Raw genomic sequence first — 21547 nt, forward strand, 5'->3', positions numbered from 1 at the left:
CAGAAACTGCGGGGTCCAGTAACTTACCCGGTTAAAGCGGTAAGGTGAATCAGATACCTGACCGGCCGCCGCCGCATTACGGAATTCACGCGGATACGCCCAGATCACGGTCGGTAGCGGACCGTCCCGTTTGGCATCGTAACCCGCCGGTAAAATCAGGTTAGCTGACATTGGCACGCCGTCTGCGCGCTGGTAATTAATCAGTTCGCGGCTTATGCCCAGCGTATGCGGCATCGGGTGTGGGGTATCGGTTAATGCCGTCAGTTCACCGCTTTGCAAATCCCGCAAATAAAAGTCAGCCGGCTCGGTGGGCGCTTCGCGCTGAGTCAGCAATTTACCGCTTGGCAGCAGAGTAATCGGGTATTCATAATAGGGCGCCTCTGAGCGCCACAGCCGCTCGGTATCACCGCTTGCCAGGTCATATTTATCAATAAAAGGTCGGTTACCTTGTTCAGATGCCCCCACTGCCGTCAGGTAAATATGGCCCTGCTCCAGCCGCAATAAGCGCTGGCCATTGTCGGCGGTGGTCATTAACGGCCGACCCGGGTCTGCGTAGCGGTCTTCAGTAGAGCGCTGCCATAATAAACGGGGCTTAGCGCTGCCATCCGGGCTGATTAACCAGACTTTTTCCTGCCGATCCTGCCACCAGCCTTCGTATACCAGTGCGGTACCCGCGTTGGCCGCCAGTAAGTCACGGAAGCGAAACGCCATATCCAGCAGTTTCATCGGTTCGGCTGTGAAAGGCGCAGCCAGTTGCCACAACTGATCCCGCACTTCGGCTTCATTTGCCGGGTCGCCGCCATCTGCCGCAGTAGCCCAGTATAAGGTTGCCGGGGCATCGTTACGCCAGCTGACACTGCGCGGGCCGGTAACCACGGCATCAAAGGCGATAGGCAGATTATCGGCTACCGGTTGCTGCGCCACCGTGTAGCTGACCTCACCAGCCAGGTTCCACACTTCTGTGGTGGTGGCAAAACGGTAGATCGGGACTGCATACGAGAAAGGGGGTACTACGCGGCTAATCAGAATATGCTGATTATCCGGTGACAGGCTGAAACTGCGGAGAAGCGCCGGTTGACCAATGGTTGTTACCTTATTTTTCAGGGAAATTTTAACCAGCTGACTGCTGAAGTAATGGCTGAACAGCGCCTCGTCATGAGCATCTTCCAGTAAGTCCTGATAGGTGCGGGCCGGTGCCGTGCGACCCCGGGCTTCGGTAACAACCGGTCCGGCCGGCACGGTCGGCGCGACAGGGGTTGCCGGCCGATTTTCAGATACTGCCAGCAGATAAACCGCATTGCTGTTAGCCGCCCATTCTAACCGGGCACCCTGCACAGCGTTCGGCTGCACCTTACCCCAGCGTTTGGCAGTGGCATTTTTGGTATCAATCCGCCACAGGCTGCTGGCATTTTCTGCCAGTTGCACCAGCGCGATATAACGGCTGTCCGGTGACCATTCAGCTGCTATCACTTTCAGATTCGCTGGCAGGCCTTTAATCTCACGGCTTTTACCACTGGCAATATCAATCAGCTTAACACCCGCGATGTAACGGGGCTGACTGGGACCATTGTTAGCAGGGTTAATCCGCACACCCGCCAACCGGTGCTCGGGTGCAGCCAGGTCAGTCAGGCTGGGCAATGCCGGAAACTGTAAACTCAGTAGCACGCTGCCATCCGGGCTTAAGCTGGCACCGGGAGAAGGGGCAGCATCCACAATAGCGGTGACGTCAGCTGCCGGCTCGCGGTAACCGGTATCCACCGCTGCCGCGTGCAGCTGGCTGCAGAGTAACAGCAGCATCAGGCTAAAAGGTAGCACGACCAATTTTTTCATTATTTTATTCCTGTTCATTTCCCAGAATACTCAGGCAAACGCAATTTACCTGCGCTTTGCCACATCGCTGTCTTACCAGATTTTCACCCGGACATCGTCTTCCCGGTACATGGCATCACCTGGCTTAACCTCAAATGCCTGATAAAACTCCGGCATATTCGACAGCACCCCCAGCACCCGGTACATCCCCGGCGAATGCGGGCCGGTGATAACCTGCTGCCGCAATGCCTCATCACGGAATTTGATCCGCCATACCTGTGCCCAGCCCATAAAGAACCGTTGTTCCGGGGTGAAACCATCAATAATGGTGTCACTCTGCCCCTGCGTTGCATTCTGATAAGCGCGGTAAGCTACTGTTAAGCCGCCTAAATCGGCGATATTTTCACCAAGGCCTAACGCCCCCTGCAGACGCAGATCATCAATCGGGTTAAAGTTGTTGTACTGATCGATCATCCGCTGTGCCCGGGCGCGGAACTGGCTTTCGTCTTCAGGTACCCACCAGTCACGCAGGTTACCGTCACCGTCAGAGCGGCGGCCCTGATCATCAAAACCATGGGTAAACTCATGACCAATCACCCCGCCAATGGCACCGTAATTCACCGCATCATCTGCTGCTACATTGAAAAACGGTGGCTGCAAAATGGCGGCCGGGAACACGATTTCATTCATTGTTGAGCTGTAATAGGCATTAACGGTTTGTGGCGTCATACCCCATTCATCCCGGTTCACCGGCTGGCCCAGCCGGTCGACCATCCGCTGATATTCACAGTCGGCACTACGGCGCAGATTGCCGATTAAATCGTCGGCGCTGATGTTGACACAATCGTAATCGCGCCAGACATCCGGATAACCGATTTTAGTATTAAATTTCGCCAGTTTGGCCTGCGCTTCCACCTTGGTTGCCGGGCTCATCCACTCCAGCTCGTCGATAGATTCTTTAAACGCAACCCGCAGGTTTTCAATCATTTCATCCATCCGCGCTTTGGCTTCCGGCTGAAAATGCTGCTCAACGTATTTTTTGCCAACCATAAAGCCCAGGTTGCTTTCCACGGTGCTGACCGCACGTTTCTCACGGCTGCGCTGCTCCTGCAGCCCGCTTAAAACACGGCCGTAAAAATCAAAACTGGCGTTAACAAAAGGCTCACTCAGATTATTGGCATTGGCCCGCAGCAGATGAAATTTTAAGTACTGCTGCCAGTGTGCCAGCGGCACTTCAGCCTGAATGCCGGCGAATGCCTTAACGTAACCTGGCTGGCGCACCACGATATGTTCAATCTCACCCAAATCTGCCGCCGTCAGAAAACGAACCCAGTCAAAACCGGGGGCCAGTGCCGCTAACTCTGCCTTGCTTAGCTTGTTGTATGTGGCATTGCGGTCACGGTTCTGGATCCGGCTCCACTGTGCCTCCGCCAGCCTGGTTTCGATTGCCAGAATATTTTCTGCCGCCTGGCCGGGATTATCCCAGCCCGCCAGCTGCCATAACTGTTCAATAAAGCGGCCATACTGGGCCAGCAATACCTTACTGCGCTCATCATCTTTTAAGTAATAATCACGATCCGGCATGCCGAGGCCAGCCTGGCTGGCGCCGGTAATATACTGATCAGACTGGCGCTGATCCTGGCCGACATAAACAGCCAGCGGCGTGCCAAAACGGTAGCGCTGATTTTCACCCCAGTAGGTTGTTAAATCCGCAGCCGTTTTTATCTCATCAATCCGGCTGATTTCATCGTTTAACGGTGTCAGGCCCAACGCATTAATCCGCGCCTCATCCAGAAAAGAGCGGTATAAATCTGCTATTTTCTGGTCATCTGAGCCTTTGATATGCTGGCCGGCAGCCAGCTGCTGAATAATCGCCAGTACCTGCTTTTCGGCATTTTCTCTGAGTTCATCAAAACTGCCCCAGCGCGCCTTGTCACCCGGGATCTCAGTATTGGCTAACCAGTTACCATTGACATAACGGAAGAAATCCTGCTGCGGCGCGACGCTGGTGTCCATATTGGTGGGGTTGATGCCAGAGGATAACGCTTGTGTTGCCGGTTGCGGCGACATCGTGGCAGCTTGCTCTGCCTGATTAGCGGTTTCAGGCTGGCTGCAGGCGGCCAGACCCAGCGACAGGGCGACACCTAATGCCAGAGCGGATACTTTATTCATAATGGTTCCTTGGATGTATGCTGTTATTTTTAATTTTAACCGAGTGTAAAAGGTCTGCCCTGGTTGTAAAGCAGGGCAGGTCAGCCGGCGCTCAGCTTGCGACAAAAAGCAAACTTAGCTTACTTATCCGGTTTTACTTGAATTACGTCCGCTTTTTCAGCAGGATCAGTGCAGGCTTTTCATCGCAGGATAGTTTCATGACAAACAGCACTATGGTAAACACCGCATTAACCTCTGTGGCGGGCATCCCCTCTTTTTTAGCTTATTTTGCGCTGGCAGTGGTGTTGCTGCTGCTGTTTATCCGGCTTTACACCTGGGTTACCCCACATGATGAGTTGGCGCTGATCCGGTCAAATAATCCGGCAGCAGCCATCGCTTTTGCGGGCGCCCTGACAGGCTTTGCCTGGCCGCTGGCCAGCGCTATTACCCATTCCATGTCACTGCTTGACTGTGCTATCTGGGGCGCAGTCGCACTGGTTGTTCAGGTACTGACATTTTTATTAAGCAGCGCTGTGCTGAAACAACTACCGCAACGTATTACCCAGGGTGAATTAGCGGCCGGCATTTATGCTGCCGGATGCTCTGTTACCATAGGTATATTAAACGCTGCCTGCATGAGTTATTAAGGAGTCGCAAATGACATTACGCCAAAGTAAGCGCAGCCAGAAAGCGGCGCTGATTTTTATGTTACCGGCTACCGGCCTGGCATTAAATGGCTGTGCAGAGAAGCAGGTGACCGCACAGGTATTCAGCACGCCGGAAGAGTGTGCGGCATATTACAACCCGCCTGCCCAATGCCAGGCGGCGTTTGCCGAAGCCGAACAGTTACACCCGAAAGTGGCGCCGCGTTATGCCAATAAACAGGAGTGCGAAGCCGACTTCGGGGCAGGCCAGTGTGAAACCGCGCCTGAGCAGCATCAGCAGGGCAGTTTTTTTATGCCGATGATGATGGGCTTTATGGCGGGCCAGATGCTGAACCGTGGTGGTTTAGCCCCCGCTACAGGCCAGACTGGCCAGCAAACAGCCGCAGCAAGCGGCCGCAACACTGTCCCTACCCAGCCCCTGTATAAATCACGTGATGATCGCAATACCTTTCGCACAGCCACGAATACCGCAGTCGCCAGCCAGCCCGGCACCACCACGGTCCGCCCTTCTGCGGTGCAACCCAAACCGGCCACCCTGGCCCGGCGCGGCGGCTTTGGCGCTCAGGCAGCGCAGCGCAACACGAACCGTAGTTACGGAGGCTGATTGTAGTGAAACGGCACAATATTTCTCCCCGTCCCGGCTGGCAGGACTTTGCCAGTAGTGTCGGTTTTGCATTTCATACCATTGATGGTGAGCCCTACTGGGATGAGAGTGCCTATTATCAGTTCAGTCTGGCCCAAATTGAACAGGATTTAGAAGCCCCCACTGAAGAATTGCATCAGATGGCACTGGATTTGGTGCCCGACATTCTGGCAGATGAAAAATTACTGCGGCAACTGGCTATTCCAGAGCGGTTCTGGGACTACATTGCGGCAAGCTGGCGCAGCGGCGAGCCCCATTTATACGGCAGGATGGACTTCAGCTATGATGGTCAGAGCCCGGCGAAACTGCTGGAGCTTAACTACGATACCCCTACCTCACTATTTGAAACCGGTTTTTTCCAGTGGGTCTGGCTGGAAGATCAGCTGCTGCGCGGCGAACTGCCGCAAGGGGCGGACCAGTTTAATTCTTTGCAGGATAAACTGGAGCAGGCGTTTGCCCAGTTGCCGCTGCCCCAACCTTTCTACTTCAGCAGCGTCACCGAAAGCATTGAAGATAAAGGCACGGTCGATTATCTGATGGACATTGCGCTGCAGGCCGGCCTGAATTGCCGTTACATTCAGCTGGAGCAACTGGGTGATATCGAAGGTCAGCTGGTGGACATGGATGGCTTTGCGATTAATGGCTTGTTTAAGCTGTACCCGTGGGAGTTTATGCTGCAGGACGAATTTGCCACCAGCATTCTTAGCAGCAAAACCCAGTGGCTGGAACCCAGCTGGAAGCTGCTGTTATCGAATAAAGGCATTTTACCGCTCTTGTGGCAAAAGTATCAGGGCCACCCTAATTTGCTGCCGGCGTTTTTTACCGACAGCCAGCAGGTAGAACCCGGCTGGGTGAAAAAACCGCTGTTCTCGCGCGAAGGGGCCAATATTGAACTGGTTACCACCAGCGGCCAGCGCTTATCAGAAGACGGTCCCTACACCGACAGCGGCTATATTCGCCAGGCGATAGCGCCATTGCCGAAATTTGGCGACAATTATACCCTGATCGGTAGCTGGGTCGTCGGCGACAGTGCGGCCGGTATCTGTATCCGGGAGGATAATAGCCTGATCACCAAAGACAGTTCGCGATTTTTGCCGCATATTATTCTGGACTGAGCCAACGTCATTTCAGCCAGTATTTAACGGCACTGGTCCGGCGATGCAGCCAGTGCTTCCTGTTAAATCAGTGCACTGACGTCGGTCGCATTGCCGCAGAGGGCATAAATATGCAACCATTGTGGATATAAAACCAATAAAACCCTAAAATGCCGACTTTGCCACAATCAAAGTTGGCATTTTGTCAGCATGCTGCCATCTTTATACCTTACACTTTAATTTTTAAGCAGAAGGAAGTCTCTTACCCGTGCGCACTACTGAACTTGTCTCCGGTTTTCGCCAGTCTGCCCCTTATGTTAATGCCCACCGCGGTAAAACCTTTGTGGTGATGCTGGGCGGCGAAGCCATTACTCAATCCGGCTTTCGCAGCATTATTAATGATATCGCATTGCTTAACAGCCTCGGCATTAAAATTGTGCTGGTATATGGTGCCAGACCACAAATTAATCAGGCGCTTACTCTGGCCGGGCTGGAGCCAACCTATCATAACCGGGTGCGGGTAACCGATGATGACTCATTTAAGTTAATCAAGCAGGTTGCCGGCGCATTGCAACTGGATATCACCGCCCGGCTGTCGATGAGTTTAAGCAATACCCCGATGCAGGGCGCACAGATTAACGTGGTCAGCGGCAACTTTGTCATTGCCCAGCCACTTGGCGTCGACGAAGGCGTGGATTATCACCACAGCGGTAAGGTAAGACGAATTGATGCTGCCGGTATCCGCCGCCAGCTCGATAACAACGGTATAGTGCTGATGGGGCCGATAGCGGCATCCGTTACCGGCGAGAGCTTTAACCTGACGGCTGAAGATATTGCGACTCAGGTCGCGATAAAGCTTAAAGCCGATAAAATGATTGGTTTTAGCGAAGTCGGCGGCATCACCGATGAAACCGGCGATATTATTGCTGAATTAATGCCCAATGAAGCTGAAACTATTTTACAGAACTTGTCACAGCAAAGCAGTGCCTGCCCCGGCACCCTGGCGTTTTTGCATGCGGCCATTACGGCAACCCGGGCTGGCGTCCCCCGCTGTCATTTAGTCAGCTACGATGAAGACGGTGCCCTGTTGCAGGAGCTGTTCTCCCGCGACGGTATTGGTACTCAGATTGTTACCGAATCTGCCGAAAAACTGCGCCGGGCGACGATAAGCGACATTGGCGGCATTCTGGATTTAATCCGGCCGCTGGAGCAACAGGGCTTGCTGGTGCGCCGCTCGCGCGAGCAGCTGGAAATGGAAATAGACTACTTTACCTTAATTGAGCGCGACGGCCTGGTGATAGGCTGTGCCGCGCTTTACCCTTTTGTTGATGAAAACGTCGGCGAATTTGCCTGTCTGGCCGTTCACCCTGATTACCGCGATGCTGACCGCGGCAGCCTGCTGTTAAAACATATTATCCAGCAAGCCCGCCAGCGCCGCTACGATAAGGTATTTGCGCTGACCACCCGCAGTATTCACTGGTTTTTAGAGCAGGGCTTTGAGCTGGTGACAGTCGATGATTTACCTAGTCAGAAAAAACAACTTTATAACTACCAGCGCCGCTCAAAAATTCTGGCCATGACCTTGTAGCAGCAGCGGCTGGCAGGCTGAGCTTGCTGGCCGCCCGCTTTTTTTTGCTATGCTTAAGCGGAGTCATTAACAACCGAACAGAACCATGCTGACCCATTTTAGGCGCTACCAGAAAGCAGGGCTGCTTTTGCTGCTGATAATATTGCTTGGCCTGCTTTACCGTGGCAGCCAGACACCCGGGCAGCGCTGGCGTCTGCCCAATCCGGTAGTGGGTATTGCGCCGGCACAGCCGGGTTACCTGCTACAGGTTGACAGCCATATCCGCGACACCGCCCGCCCCACTGACCCTTATCCCTACCCGATACCGCTGGGTCAGCCCGGCCCGCTGCAGCCGTTATACAGCGGTGGCCTGACCTATCCGTTTTACTGTGACTTCAGCCAGCAGCAACTACCGCCGCCTCTGGTAGATAACCAACTGGGGCATGGTATCGAGGTTATTATCGATGGCAGAAAGGCCGGCTACAGCAAAGACTGTTTACATCCGGCCGGTTTGCACTACTTTTTTATTGCTGCCGATGGCCGGATTAGCCGCTATCAGCAGCAACAGCTCACCCCCGGTAGTCTGCTGGTCCGGCTTGAACTGGGCACAATTAACCGGTTTTTTTATTACCTGTTGATGCCGGTCAAGCCGGCAGAGACCGATGATCGCAATAGTGCGTCGTTATGGAATAAAAAACTTATCTACCAGTTTCATGGCGGGGTGGGTATCGGCTATCGTCAGGGCTATCTGCGGCCTGAGCGGTTAATCAAAGAACGGCTGCCGCAGTTGCGGCAAGGTTTTGCGCTGGCCACTGCCAGCATTAACAAAACCAGCTACGGCTACAACTTCTTACTGGCAGAAGATACTGCCAGCCGGGTAAAACGGCAGTTTATCAGCTTGTACGGACAACCGCGCTATACCATGGGAATTGGTGGCTCAGGCGGCGGAATTGCCCAGTACCTGTTACTGCAGAACAGCCGCGACTTACTGGATGGCTCAATTGCGCTGTATGCCTACCCCGATATGTTAAGCCAGACCCTCTATGCGCTGGACTGTGATTTACTGCACAATTATTACCATTTTAATGCCAGTGACAGCGAGCGCTGGCAGGATATAAAACAACGTCAGCTGCTGGAGGGGCTGAGCGTCTCTGCCAGCGAGTCATTAAAATACCGCCAGCAGGTGGCACTCGCTCAGCTCAGTGCCGGCCATTGGCCGGCATTGCCAGCGGGCGCCACCCAATGTCACAACGCCTGGTTAGGGTTATCCTCACTGATCCACAACCCGCATCAGGGTAAGTTAAAACGGTTAACGACCGACGCCCTGCTGGCAGACGTTAACTGGAGCTACTGGGGCAATATGGCACAGATTTATGGTCGGGATGCCCAGGGTTTCGGTTACAGCTTGTGGGATAACACCGGGGTACAGTACGGCCTGGCCGCGCTTAAAGCCGGTCAGCTGAGTATTGAGGACTTCATTGCCGTTAACGGTGCTATCGGCAGCTGGCGGCCGCAGTTTCAGATGCAACCTGAACAGATCAGTTATCTGCCCTTTATCGATGTGCCGTTGTGGCGCAGTGCATTTGGCCGGCAAAATATTACTGACAGCAAAGAGGCCTGGCCTGCCCGACGCTTCCGGGCAAACCGGCAGGCTATAGCACGGGCCTATCGCTATGGTCAGTTGTTCCTCGGCATGACCGAAAAACCGGTGATTGACCTGCGCCACTACCTTGACCCCAAGCTTGATATGCATCATCTGGAGCCGTCACTAGCCGCGCGGCTTCGCTTGCTGCATCGCAATGGCCATAGCGACAACCAGCTTATCTGGGTCAGTCATCCCAACCACAGCCCGCTGCCCCGGGCAATTACGCTGATGGATCAGTGGTTAACAGACAATAACAAGCCGCTGCAGGCAGTCGATCAGTGTTTCGCCGAAGACGGCAGCGTGCTGGCCAGCGGTCAGGGCGTCTGGCTGCCAACCGGTCATTGTGCCACTGCCTATCCGCCGCTTGGCAACAGCCGGCTGCAGGCCGGAGCACCTGACCATGGCTTAATGTTCAGCTGCGCACTGATCAGCGTGGCAGACGCCATTGACCGGGGTGATTACCAGCCGGTTGATATTGAGCCTTACCGGCAAAAACTGCAGAGTCTGTTCCCCGATGGGGTCTGTGACTATCAGCAGCCCGATCAAGCCCTGCCTGCTGAGCTGGCGTTTGGCAGGCCGGTATCCGTGGCAGCTTTCAAACAATAAACCGGTCTATCAGACGGTTCAATTCGGCTGACAACTGGCGTAACTGAACACTGAAGTCAGCCAGACTGGTGGCAGAGCCGGCACTGTCATCTACTAACCGGGCAACAGTGTAAACACTTTGTCCCAGCTGCTGCACCACTGCCGCCTGTTCATCCGTTGCTGTCGCCACCTGGCGGTTCAATTGATCCAGCTCTCTGATACCGTCAACAATATGCTGTAGTTCAGCAGTTGCCTGCTGCATCGCCCCTGCACTATGGCTGGCTTGTTGTTTACCCTGCTCTGCGGCACTCATGGCTTGCTGTGATTCTGTTTGCAGCTGATTGATCATTTGCTGAATTTCATCAGTGGCGCCGGCGGCGCGTTGGGCCAGTTGTCGTACTTCATCTGCCACCACGGCAAAACCGCGACCATGCTCTCCGGCGCGGGCAGCTTCAATGGCGGCATTTAAGGCCAGTAAATTGGTTTGCTCAGAAATAGCCCTGATAACATTCAAGATGCTGCCAATTTTGTCACTGTTCTGGGCCAGCGTGCTGACCACAGTGGCAATATGATCAACTTCACGGGTCAGTTTTTGCAAACTGTTGCTGGTATCGCCAATGACTGTCAGGCCGCGACTGGCATTAGTGTTAGTATGCTCTGCGGTATCGGCCGCTTTTGCCGCATTCGCTGCGACCGCGCTGATGGTCGCTGACAACTGTTCAATGGCTGTCGCAATACTGTTCAGCCTGTCACGTTGCTCCTGCGCCAGATCACGATTCTGACTGGCACTGTCATTTACCTGGGTCGCAGACTGCTGTAGCTGCTCACTCTGCTGATGCAGCTGTGTTATTAGACCATGAATTTTAGCCACAAAATTATTAAAGCCGCTGCCTATTTGTCTGATTTCCAGGGCACCGTCAGCCGGCAGGCGCTGACGTAAATCGCCTTCACCTTCGCCAATATCGGCTAAAGTTTCTGCAACAGAATGCAGACGGCGCGTTAACGAGCTGGCCAGCAGCCAGGCTAACAGGCCTGCCAGCAAAGTTGCAACCAAACCTGTTAACAACAACGTATTACGTAATTGCCGTACCGGGGCAAGTACTTCAGCCAGCGGCACCTGTGCCACCACTGACCATACTGTGCCCTGCACCGGCACACTCACCAGCAATAAGTTATCTGTCACCTCAGTGCGTAAAGACTGGCCCGACACCAGTTGTCCGGTGACCTCACCGCCATATAACTGAGCCATGGTCTGCTGGCCTATCAGGTTCTTATCAGGATGGATCACAATATTACCTTCACCATCGGCCAGATAAGCCAAACCGGTATCGGCAATCTTTACCCCACTTAAAAAATCAACCATTTGCTGGAGCGATACTGCGATACCGGATAGCCCGCGGCCGTTTAACTGCTGATAATTTACAAACATGCGTACCTTGCCACCAGGTTCAGTAAATAAACTGACATTGGTTGCTGCAGCCGCGTCGCGAAAGGCAAAAAACCACCCATCCTCCTGCGGATTCAGCACCCGCAGAAAGCCATCCTGATTCCAGTAACGGCCGGTTTGCCGGTCTGCCCATGATGCGGCATCCAGCCCGAGCTGATTTTTGACATTGCGGATTTGCTGTAGCAGCAAGGGTTCACGGTCGGCCGGAAATCCTTGCTCAGCCCATTGTAAAATATAGGGGTTTTCTGCCAGTTGCCGGGTGGCGGTGGTCATCTGATTAATTTGACCTTCCAGCGTCTGACTGATCTGACGCACTACGGCCGGCATTTCATGCTGCAGCATCCGGTTTACAACCAGCTGTTTTGCCTGACGATAAGCCAGTACGCCGCTTAATATTGAGCTGAGTAATATAAGTAAAACCAGTACCAGCACAAATTGCTGCTTAACGGTCATCTTGTTAAAAGAAGAAACCATGCCGACCTCTTAATGGCTACTTTAATGACGTGAATAATACCGAACTTATATCACTTTATATGACAATGCGAATTTTCCCGCTAAAGGCGACAAATTCAGTCTTTACCGACAATCCGGCTGACTTGACGGGCGAGCGCGCGGGCCGTGGTCCACTTGCCACCGGATACTGTCAGCAGCCGCCCCTGCCAACTCAACTGATACTCGCGGCTGGCTTTACTGGCATCAGCACTGCCGGCCAGCAGCGGCCGGACACCGGCAAACTGATTCAGGATCTGGCTGCTGTCAGCTGCCGGCTGAAAATAATGGTTATAGACATCCAGTAAATACCGACGCTCTGCGGGGGAGCATTCTATCGGCTCGTTCAGCTGCTGGCGTACCTCAGTGGTGCCAAGCAGGGTATGGCCCTGGTAGGGCAGCACAAAAACAATCCTTGTTTCGCCCGGCACCTCCAGCATATGGCCATAGCGGCTGATGTGAGGTAACAGCAAATGACTGCCGCGCACCAGATCCAGTGGCTGCTGGGCCAGACCTGACTGCGCTAACAGTTGCTGACTCCAGGGGCCGGCGACATTAACCACCCGGTCAAATTGCTGCCAACCGGTATCCAGTAAAACGCGGGCATCTTGGCTGACTTTGTGCACCTGGGTATGTTCCAGCAGCTGAACGCCCGCTTTTTTACACTGTTCCGCCATCCACAAGCCGAGTTTCCGGTCATCCATCTGGCCATCAAAAAACAGATAAGCCCCGGTTAACCCCCCGGCATTTAAATGTGGCGAACAGCGTAACGTCTGAGCAGCAGTCAGCCAGCGATGCCGGCCGATACCTTTGCGGCCAGCAAAATTGTCATATAACCACAAACCAATTTTCAGTTGCCAGCGGGCCCGGCGCGAGTCGCGATAGACAGGATACAGTATCGGCAGACGGCGGGTCAGCTGCGGCGCCTTTTTCAGCCACCAGCGCCGCTCCTGCAATGCTTCCCGCACCAGCCTGAATTCACCCTGCTCCAGATAGCGCAGGCCGCCATGCAGCAGTTTGGACGAGGCGCTGCTGGTCGCAGCCATCAGGGCGTCACGTTCATACAGGGTCACCTGATGGCCGGCCAGCGCCAGTTGCCAGGCACTGGACAGACCATTAATGCCTCCACCCACAATTGCCAGCTTCATAAACGGCTCCTTCGCTTTGGCTTTGCCCGGATAAGGCATCTTTGAGCTTAACGCAAAAGACTAATTGAGCAAAACCAGATCATTACGGTGCACCACCTCTTCACTGGGACAGCAGCCCAGCACCGCGGCAATATCTTTACTGTGCAGGCCTTTAATCAGGTTCAGTTCCTGTGAGCTGTACTGACTGATGCCTTTTGCCAGAGGCCGTTGCTGCGGATCGGTGATAAGTAAGGCATCCCCTTTATCAAAGTTGCCAGTTAAGCTGATAATGCCACTGGCCAGTAACGACGCGCCATTTCGCTGCAATGCAATACCGGCGCCGGCATCGACCTGTAACACTCCATGTTGTTTCAGAGTGTTTAATAACCAGTGTTTTTTTGCACTGAGTCGGTCCTGTTGCCGGACAAAACGGGTGCCGGCTGCGGTGCCACCGAGCAGCTTCTCAAAACTACCGGCATCCTGGCCATTGATGATCAGGGTATCAATGCCGGCTTTGGTGGCTTTGTCAGCGGCCTGAATTTTCGTCAGCATGCCGCCGGTACCAATCGCATGATGGCTGCCACCTGCCATATTGTATATCGCCGGGGTAATTTCAGGCACTTCGCTGATATGGTGGGCTTCAGGTGCCAGTCGGGGGTTGGCAGTATATAAACCATCAATATCCGAGCAGATTATTAATACATCAGCGTCCACCACTATTGCCACCATTGCTGCCAGATTATCGTTATCTCCGAGCTTCAGTTCGGCCGTTGCCACCGAATCATTTTCGTTGACAATAGGTAGTATCTGATTGGCCAGCAAGGTGCGCAGGGTATTATCAATATTCAGGTAACGGCGGCGATGTTGCAGGTCATCATGGGTTAACAAAATCTGGGCACAGTCAAAATCGAATAACTGGCTCCAGCAGGCCATCATCCGGCTTTGGCCGACTGCCGCCATGGCCTGTTTGACATTAATAGGCAACGGTTGTTGTCTGGCGACAATGGCGTTGCGCCCCGCAGCGACACTGCCGGAAGAAACCAGCACCACTTCTTTTCCTGCCAGCCGGCATTCAGCAATAAAACGGGCAATGGTCAACAGATAGCGGGTCGAACAACCGTGTGCAGCCGGCGCGATTAAGGCACTTCCTACTTTAATAACGATACGACGCCAGGACGAAAAAGCCATAACATACTCCCGCTATGTAAAGGCTGCAGCTTACGATTCAGGCGTCTATATGTCTATAACTATTTAATTGTGCGGCTCTAGTTGCGCACCATTGTTACATCGCACTCACCCGCTGTCAGATGGGTAAAATTGCCGTAGGCAGCAATAACTAGTTCATTTTCAGTATGCCGGCGGACGTGCCAGCTAACCTGACCACTGCCAAAAGCAGGATGATCAATGACGAAGTTACCTGTTTGCTGGCGAATATTGTAGTTAAACGTATCTTGCCGCTGTCCCTGCTGAATGTGCTGAGTCATCTTATTTTCGGCAAATATCCAGGTTTTACTGAGCGTTTCGTCGCGATAGACGGTTCCATCCAGCATTTTTGACGTCCCCAGTTCACACCAGCTGCCCGCCAGTAACGGCATCGGCTCGCTCGCTTCGCGCTCGCCAAACAACATATTTATCTGTGCCTGTTCGCCAGTCACACAAGGTGAACCCTGAAATACCACGCTGCCGTCTGGCGCCGTGCATTTAAAGACCCCAGCGTTAACTTGTGTTGCTAATCCCCAAAGTAATATCAAGCAAATACAACGAATTATAGTTATCATTTTGGTATGTCCTGATTGTCCTTTAACAGCAGGCAGCCATGTCTGCTACCCAAAACCTGTTTACCTTACCCAAAAAACCGGCTAAAGGGAATTCTATTCACATTAATTCTACATAACATCCGCTGCTGACGCCGTAAACAAAATATACCGTTGTTAAGCAATGATTGAAGTTCAGTAGCGATTCAGAGAACAGTGCTATGCTAAACCGATAATTCTAAGGAGCATATTATGAAATTGATGTCTTTTGCAGTTACGGCCCTCGCTGCCAGCCTGGTAATTACCGGTTGTGCTAATCAGTCAAATACCGCCAGAGGCGCTGCCATTGGTGCGGTGGCCGGTGCCATTGCCGGCAAAGCGACCGGTAACCACAAAGACAAACGGCTGGTTATTGGCGCCGCCGTCGGGGCGTTGGCCGGTGCTGCTGTGGGCAGTTATATGGACAAACAGGAAAAGGAATTACGCGAAGAGCTAAGTGGCTCAGGCGTCAGGGTAATAAGAGAAGGCGACACTCTGAAACTGGATATTCCTGCCCAGCTGACGTTTGATATTAACCGCTCAGACATTAAACCTAATTTGTATCCGGTTTTTAATGATATTGCCAAAGTACTGCGTCAGTACGAAAAAACCATGCTGGTTATTGCCGGCCATACCGACGATACCGGCCCTTATCAGTACAATATGAATCTGTCGATGGCCCGTGCTGACGCCGTTAAAAATTATTTAGTGGCTCAGAACGTCCAGCCAATCCGGCTGGAAACTCAGGGTTATGGTCCGAATTATCCGGCTGTACCCAACACCTCTGATGCCAACCGCGCTCAGAACCGGCGGGTGGAAATTCATATTGAGCCTATTGTTGAATAACGATTGCTGATAAGAATCAGAAAAAGAAAACAGCGCCGAAGGGCGCTGTTTTAGTTTGCTGTATCGATTAATGGCTGCAATTAAAAGCGATAGCTCACTTTACCATAGATAAACTGACCACGTGGGTTATGGACCCGCGACGCATATCCATATAAATCGGCATCGCCATCCCCGATAGCAAACGGTGGATCTTCATCCAGGGCGTTATTCATACCCAGCACCAGTTGCGTCTTGTCGTTAAGGCTGTAGCGAAGCTGCACATCTAACAACATTTGGGCACTGATTGACCGTGTCGAAGTACTTTCCACGTCACTTGGCGCAGCATAATCTTCAAATTCACCAATATAACTCAGGCTGGTTACCACACCCCAGTCACCATGGCTCCAGTCAGCTGCCGCTAACCAGCGGTGTTGCGGATAGTTATATTCTCCCGCGTAATCAATACCGTCTTTTTCAAATTTGTTAATGTAGGACCAGTCGAGGTTGAACCTTACCTGTCCCATATCCTGCAATGCCAAACGGTAAGAGGTGGACAGATCCAGACCGGTCGCTTCCTGCGAGCTGACGTTAACATAGCTGTTAAATAGTCTGGATAATTCACCCAGTGTTTGGCCCGGCAGCGGATCCAGCCGCACGCAAACCGTACTGTTCTGATTATTACATTCGGCGTTATAGACATTCTGGAAATCATTTTTATCAATTTTATTGTCCTGAGTAATGCTCCAGATATCTACCGACACATCAAACTCATCACTCACCTGCCATACCGCACCGATATTAAATGTTTCTGATTCTTCAGGCTTTAGCCCCTCACTGCCAACAAAGACGATAGTATAGTCGGTTGCTGCACAAGCCGGGTTAGTCGGATCAATGGTCGGGCAGCGGAAAGTATCGGTAAAAAACACTGATTCCTGGGACGGCCCCAGCCCAATCTGAGCGAGCGATGGTGCGCGGAAACCCTGACCAAAAGACGCCCGTAAGGTAAAGTTGTCCAGCGGTCGCCATTTCATCGCCAGTTGCGGATTAGTGGTAGAACCAAAATCACTGTAGTGGTCGTAACGCCCCGCAACAGTAAACTCCAGATAGTCAGAGACAGGCACCAGAAATTCAACATAAGCGGCATATTGATCTCGTGCGGCCTGAGCAGACACTGACTCTGTGCCGAAAATCAACCCTCGCTGAAATTGGTCATCCGGCTGATCAAATGCATCCTCTTCCCGATACTCCATACCGGCAGCGAACGACACCATTTGCTCTCCCAGCGTAAAAGCCTCACCGCTTATACTTGCGTCGTAAGCGGTAAGATGCGACTCACCGCGGCGAACCAGCGAGGTGGTTATAGCATCAATCACTTCCGCTGAGTTATACACGCCGCCAAACGGGTTATAATTACCCAGATTTATTTGTTCCTGCAAAAAGTCGGTGCGTACCCAGCCTTGCTGTTTGCTGCCGGTCTGCATTGACTCACTGCGGCCTTTCTGAGCTGAAATATCCCAGTCCCACTTTTGCAATTGACCGCGCAGCCCCACTACTAATCGTAATGAGTCAGACTCTATATCCCAGACCCGGGGCCCGGCATCGACTGTCCGGAACCGGTTTATTGCAATATCTTCACCAAAAGGATTATTCGGATGAGACGCTGGCACTGTTAAACCGGCATCACCATCCAACGGGGTCGGAGCACCAGAGGCTTGCGAGCGGTTATGCTGTACTGCCAGCTCGACGTATCCCTGAATGCCAGTGGTCAATTGCTGGCTGCCCTGGAAAATAGCGCCCACTCGCTCAGCAGCCGGCACCGTCATCCCGAAAGGACCATAATCGAACACACAGGTTTGACCAAATGCGCGTTCTGGTGGGCAACCCGGATCTATCCGGGTTTCGCCATTAACAATAAAATTGCCGGGAAAACCACGGGAAGATCGAAAATCATTGCCACCATATGGCGATTGGTTAGCCGTGCCAAAGCGGCCCATCTCGGCACCGGTGATCACGGTATTCTTAAAGTAATCCAGAATAAGGGTGGCATTGGCATCATCTGTTTCTGTACCCCAGACCAGACTGGCTGATGTTTCATCATATGACGGCCCTGTCGTGCCGCCATGGCTGACACTAAGCTCAGCGCCATCAAAGTCTTTTCGCAAAATAATGTTAACCACACCGGCAACCGCATCCGAACCGTATACGGCTGACGCACCGTCTTTCAGAATTTCAATCCGCTCAATCGCAGCAACCGGAATACTGTTAATATCGACAAAAGAGTTCGCAATGTTCTCTGCAAAAGCGCTGACAGCGACCCTGCGGCCATTGATCAGGACTAAAGTCGCATCAGATCCGAAGCCACGCAGACTGATTGCTGCACCACCATTAGCGGTTGAGTCCTGATTATTACCACGGGTAGAAAAAGTACCGGTACCGGCAACGGGCGTTCTTTCCAGCAGCTGCTGCAAATTTGCAAAACCTGATTTTGCAATTTCATCCCGGTCAATGACCGTAATAGGAGCGGCGCCTTCCAAATCATTCCGCTTAATACGGGAGCCGGTAACTTCAATTCTTTCAATCTGTTGCGAATTAGCCTGCTCAGTATTATTTTGCTGAGCAGCAGTTATTTCACTGTAAACGAGAGAATTTACCGCCAGCGCACAGAGTGAATATTTAAATAACGTTTTCATATGCTTCCTTATTGTTATTTTCGTTGCGATTAACAGCCTTAACAGCAACCATGGTTTAGCATAAAAAACAGGTAATTAACACACGCCCGTGTAAATTAACTTAAGAAACAATATCGAAAGCTGATTTCATAAATCAGAAACAAAAAAGGCCCCGCCATGCGGAGCCTGTTTGGTAATCTCTGGGGGCCAGAATCGTCAGGTATGACGGGGCAAGAATACTAAGTTAATTGGCGGATGTTTTGGCGTACTGACGTTCAAGGGTGACGACTTGTGCCTGTAAATCTCTTAGAGTAGCCCGCTCAGCACTGATGCGTTCAGCATAACGTTGCTCGGTGCGTTCAATTTTCTGAGCGATTGCCGCGACTTCTTCTGCCCGCGGAAAGCTGCGTCTGAGTTTATATTGCTCAGCTTTCAGTTCTTCAAGTAGCTGAACTTTTTCCTGCTCAAGCTTGGCAATCTGGAATTCAACAAACCGGCTTTTCCGTTTTACTGCATCAACCTGTTGCCGGAATTCACCCGGCGTTCCAGCCAGGGCGGTACCGACTGGCCGCATATCAACTGCTTCAGCATCCTTGGCACAGGGAAACTGGCTGAATTCAACCACGCCATTTGTTTCACACTTATACACCGTCGCCTGCGCTGAAAACGCCCCAAAAAACAATAACGACAAGTATCTCATATTACTTCACCCTTTTTATGAGCAATAAATGTACAAAAGGCTTGCCAATTAAGCAAGCTTTGTCTGTTATTTATTTTCTGACCTGACGAAGGCGTTCAAAAATCGCGGTAACTTCCGGCCGGTGTTAATTGGTTTGCAGCGCTTTTTTCATAAAGTTTGGTAACGCAGCAGCCGCCTTATGGATCTCTACATTATAATATTCCGTTGTAAAGGGTGCTTGCTGGGCATCGGCTTCCCGAAAGCCGTTAAAGGCCGCATCTTTTCGGGCCAGTGTGCAGGTCCACCAACCTGACGGATAAACCATTTGTGGGAAGTTAAGTGTCTGCAAAGCAGCAAAACCGGCATCACTCATTGCCTGGCGCATTGCTGATAACAGCGGCATATGAATTAACGGCGATTCACTTTGCTGTACCAGAATACCCCCTGAGCGCAGTGCCTGCAGGCAGCTGGCATAAAACGCCCGGTTAAATAAACCTTCACCCGGACCAATCGGGTCGGTTGAATCAACAATAATCACATCAACAGACCCGGCCTGTGCTTCCCGCATGTATTTGATACCATCGGCAAACTGCAGAGTTGCCCGCGGGTCATTGTTTGATGCACACAGCTCTGGGAAATATTTTTCAGCCATCCGGGTAACCTGTTCATCAATATCGATCTGGGTTACGCTCTCTACACCGGGGTGCTTTAATACTTCGCGCAGGGTACCGCAATCGCCGCCCCCTATGATGACAACATTTTTAGGATCAGGGTGGGTAAATAATACCGGATGGCTCAGCATTTCGTGATACAGAAAATTTTCGCGGCTGCTAAGCATGATCACATCATCAATCACCATCAGATTACCGAAATGGCTGGTTTCATACATGGCAATTTTCTGAAACGGCGACTGCACTTCTTCCAGCTTTTTGGTAATAGCTAAACCAAAGACACTGCCACTGTCAGCGAAAACTTCGGTCAGCCACTTTTTGTCATCAAATACTGACATCTTAATCCCCCTTATACGTACAAGCCGCATATTTTGCCTGTATGGGCGGCAACAAACAAATTTTTATCGTTTTTTTGCTGCAGCATACCGGCATAGGCTTTACACTATCTGACAGTGAAATTTTTAAGGAATCGTAATGGCTGATTGGGGTATTGAAAAAGCACGTTCTATTTATAACGTTGCCGTGTGGAGTGAAGGCTATTTTGATGTGAACCAGGATGGTGATTTAATTGCCTATCCGGACCAGGATCACAGCAAAGCGGGGATCAGTTTTCCAGAGCTGACTAACCGCTTCAGAGAAGAAGGGCTGACCCTACCGGTACTGGTGCGCTTTACTGATATTCTGCAGCACCGGGTTGATACGCTGATCACTTCATTTCGAAATGCCAAGGCCGAAAAAGATTATCAGGGTCAGTACACCGCGGTTTACCCGATTAAAGTGAACCAGCAATTTTCTGTGGTTAAGCGCTTAATCAGCCACGAAAGCGGTAAAGTGGGCCTGGAGGCAGGAAGTAAGCCTGAACTGATGGCCATATTAGGCGTTACCGAAAAACCACTGCAGATTGTTTGCAATGGTTATAAAGACAGTGAATTTTTGCGCCTGGCGACCATTGGCCAGATGATGGGCCATACCGTTTACGTCGTGGTGGAAAAACTATCAGAACTGAAAACCCTGCTGCGGGAAATCGATAATTTAGGTGCAGCGCCGCGCATTGGTATCCGCATCCGGTTAAACTCAGTCGGTAAGGGTAAGTGGCAGAACACCGGCGGTGAGAAGGGTAAATTTGGGTTAACGGCAACTCAGGTGCTGCAGGCTATCGATATTTTGCGCGCAGCCGGCAAGCTGGAATTACTGCAGCTGGTCCATTTTCATATCGGCTCACAAATTGCCAATATCCGCGATATTCATAATGCGATTCGCGAGTGTGCCCGCCATTATGCCGAGCTACGTACCCTCGGGGTGCCGATCAGTACCGTGGATGTCGGCGGTGGTTTAGGCGTCGATTATGAAGGCTCTAAATCGCGCTCAGCCTGTTCGATGAACTACACCATGATGGAATACGCCCGCAATGTGGTAAATGGTCTAAAAGAAGTTTGTGACGAATATGACCTGCCGCATCCGAATATTATTACTGAGTCGGGCCGGGCTATGACAGCCCACCACGCGGTACTGGTAACGGATGCAATTGATATTGAGCGGGCGCCAGGCCTGGTTAACCTGCCCGAGCCAAGCGAAGATGCACCGACTGTTATCTTAGGTTTATGGGAAGCCTACCAAAACGTCACACCGCGTTCAGCAGTAGAGGCTTACCATGATGCCATTCATTACTTTACTGATGCGCATGCCCA

General features: G+C 52.0%; 16 protein-coding genes. 7 read left to right on the plus strand and 9 right to left on the minus strand.

All coding sequences use genetic code 11. From position 1 onward, the window contains the following. On the minus strand, positions 1-1830 hold a 1830-nt coding region (locus R3177_RS05340), incomplete at its 3' end, for a S9 family peptidase (RefSeq protein WP_318970006.1). 72 nt (positions 1831-1902) lie between these two features. Then, positions 1903-3981, minus strand: a complete 2079-nt coding sequence (locus R3177_RS05345; protein WP_318970007.1) for a M13 family metallopeptidase — start codon at positions 3979-3981, stop codon at positions 1903-1905. A 197-nt stretch (positions 3982-4178) separates the two neighbouring features. On the opposite strand from R3177_RS05345, the gene R3177_RS05350 reads away from it, so the two are divergent. The 5 genes from R3177_RS05350 (at position 4179) to R3177_RS05370 (ending at position 10180) form a co-directional block, all read left to right on the plus strand. Further along, a complete protein-coding gene (locus R3177_RS05350; protein WP_318970008.1) occupies positions 4179-4607 on the plus strand; it encodes a DUF350 domain-containing protein in 429 nt (142 codons plus the stop codon). A 10-nt stretch (positions 4608-4617) separates the two neighbouring features. After that, the gene (locus R3177_RS05355) at positions 4618-5229 is read left to right on the plus strand and encodes a DUF1190 domain-containing protein (protein ID WP_318970009.1); all 612 of its coding nucleotides are present in this window, start codon (positions 4618-4620) and stop codon (positions 5227-5229) included. A gap of 5 nt (positions 5230-5234) precedes the next feature. Then, positions 5235-6383, plus strand: a complete 1149-nt coding sequence (locus tag R3177_RS05360) for a glutathionylspermidine synthase family protein (RefSeq protein ID WP_318970010.1) — start codon at positions 5235-5237, stop codon at positions 6381-6383. Between the two features lie 247 nt (positions 6384-6630). After that, positions 6631-7950, plus strand: coding sequence for an amino-acid N-acetyltransferase (argA, locus tag R3177_RS05365; RefSeq protein ID WP_318970011.1), 1320 nt, complete (start codon positions 6631-6633; stop codon positions 7948-7950). 127 nt (positions 7951-8077) lie between these two features. After that, positions 8078-10180, plus strand: coding sequence for a DUF6351 family protein (locus tag R3177_RS05370; RefSeq protein WP_318970012.1), 2103 nt, complete (start codon positions 8078-8080; stop codon positions 10178-10180). Here R3177_RS05370 and R3177_RS05375 read toward each other — a convergent pair. The 4 genes from R3177_RS05375 to R3177_RS05390 all read right to left on the minus strand — a co-directional run bounded on the left by R3177_RS05375 (position 10170) and on the right by R3177_RS05390 (position 15000). After that, the gene (locus R3177_RS05375; protein ID WP_318970013.1) at positions 10170-12080 is read right to left on the minus strand and encodes a methyl-accepting chemotaxis protein; all 1911 of its coding nucleotides are present in this window, start codon (positions 12078-12080) and stop codon (positions 10170-10172) included. The two genes, R3177_RS05370 and R3177_RS05375, sit on opposite strands and share 11 nt — an antisense overlap. A gap of 95 nt (positions 12081-12175) precedes the next feature. Next, complete coding sequence (locus tag R3177_RS05380; RefSeq protein ID WP_318970014.1) at positions 12176-13243, minus strand: glycerol-3-phosphate dehydrogenase/oxidase; 1068 nt, start codon at positions 13241-13243, stop codon at positions 12176-12178. A gap of 60 nt (positions 13244-13303) precedes the next feature. Continuing rightward, positions 13304-14410, minus strand: coding sequence for a glutamate 5-kinase (proB, locus tag R3177_RS05385; protein ID WP_318970015.1), 1107 nt, complete (start codon positions 14408-14410; stop codon positions 13304-13306). Positions 14411-14487: 77 nt separating this feature from the next. Then, the gene (locus R3177_RS05390) at positions 14488-15000 is read right to left on the minus strand and encodes a DUF4124 domain-containing protein (protein WP_318970016.1); all 513 of its coding nucleotides are present in this window, start codon (positions 14998-15000) and stop codon (positions 14488-14490) included. Between the two features lie 228 nt (positions 15001-15228). Here R3177_RS05390 and R3177_RS05395 point away from each other — a divergent pair, with 228 nt between their 5' ends. Then, a complete protein-coding gene (locus tag R3177_RS05395) occupies positions 15229-15861 on the plus strand; it encodes an OmpA family protein (RefSeq protein WP_318970017.1) in 633 nt (210 codons plus the stop codon). Between the two features lie 80 nt (positions 15862-15941). Here the strand turns inward: R3177_RS05395 and R3177_RS05400 are convergent, their stop codons facing one another. The 3 genes from R3177_RS05400 to speE form a co-directional block, all read right to left on the minus strand. Next, positions 15942-18530, minus strand: coding sequence for a TonB-dependent receptor (locus R3177_RS05400; RefSeq protein ID WP_318970018.1), 2589 nt, complete (start codon positions 18528-18530; stop codon positions 15942-15944). A 223-nt stretch (positions 18531-18753) separates the two neighbouring features. Then, complete coding sequence (locus R3177_RS05405) at positions 18754-19209, minus strand: DUF4124 domain-containing protein (RefSeq protein ID WP_318970019.1); 456 nt, start codon at positions 19207-19209, stop codon at positions 18754-18756. 124 nt (positions 19210-19333) lie between these two features. Further along, positions 19334-20197, minus strand: coding sequence for a polyamine aminopropyltransferase (gene speE / locus R3177_RS05410; RefSeq protein ID WP_318970020.1), 864 nt, complete (start codon positions 20195-20197; stop codon positions 19334-19336). A gap of 136 nt (positions 20198-20333) precedes the next feature. Between speE and speA the strand changes: the two genes are divergently transcribed. Next, positions 20334-21547: biosynthetic arginine decarboxylase (gene speA, locus R3177_RS05415; protein ID WP_318970021.1), on the plus strand; the 1214-nt coding region annotated here is incomplete at its 3' end.

Source organism: Arsukibacterium sp., from assembly GCF_033722355.1.
In the GTDB taxonomy this organism is placed as follows: Bacteria; Pseudomonadota; Gammaproteobacteria; order Enterobacterales; family Alteromonadaceae; genus Alishewanella.

Bases quoted from the DNA above. Each gene is read 5' to 3' on its own strand.
- R3177_RS05345 (WP_318970007.1), bottom strand. From the start codon at position 3,981: ATGAATAAAGTATCCGCTCTGGCATTAGGTGTCGCCCTGTCGCTGGGT.
- R3177_RS05350 (WP_318970008.1), top strand. From the start codon at position 4,179: ATGACAAACAGCACTATGGTAAACACCGCATTAACCTCTGTGGCGGGC.
- R3177_RS05355 (WP_318970009.1), top strand. From the start codon at position 4,618: ATGACATTACGCCAAAGTAAGCGCAGCCAGAAAGCGGCGCTGATTTTT.
- R3177_RS05375 (WP_318970013.1), bottom strand. From the start codon at position 12,080: ATGGTTTCTTCTTTTAACAAGATGACCGTTAAGCAGCAATTTGTGCTG.
- R3177_RS05380 (WP_318970014.1), bottom strand. From the start codon at position 13,243: ATGAAGCTGGCAATTGTGGGTGGAGGCATTAATGGTCTGTCCAGTGCC.
- proB (WP_318970015.1), bottom strand. From the start codon at position 14,410: ATGGCTTTTTCGTCCTGGCGTCGTATCGTTATTAAAGTAGGAAGTGCC.
- R3177_RS05390 (WP_318970016.1), bottom strand. From the start codon at position 15,000: ATGATAACTATAATTCGTTGTATTTGCTTGATATTACTTTGGGGATTA.
- R3177_RS05395 (WP_318970017.1), top strand. From the start codon at position 15,229: ATGAAATTGATGTCTTTTGCAGTTACGGCCCTCGCTGCCAGCCTGGTA.
- R3177_RS05400 (WP_318970018.1), bottom strand. From the start codon at position 18,530: ATGAAAACGTTATTTAAATATTCACTCTGTGCGCTGGCGGTAAATTCT.
- R3177_RS05405 (WP_318970019.1), bottom strand. From the start codon at position 19,209: ATGAGATACTTGTCGTTATTGTTTTTTGGGGCGTTTTCAGCGCAGGCG.
- speE (WP_318970020.1), bottom strand. From the start codon at position 20,197: ATGTCAGTATTTGATGACAAAAAGTGGCTGACCGAAGTTTTCGCTGAC.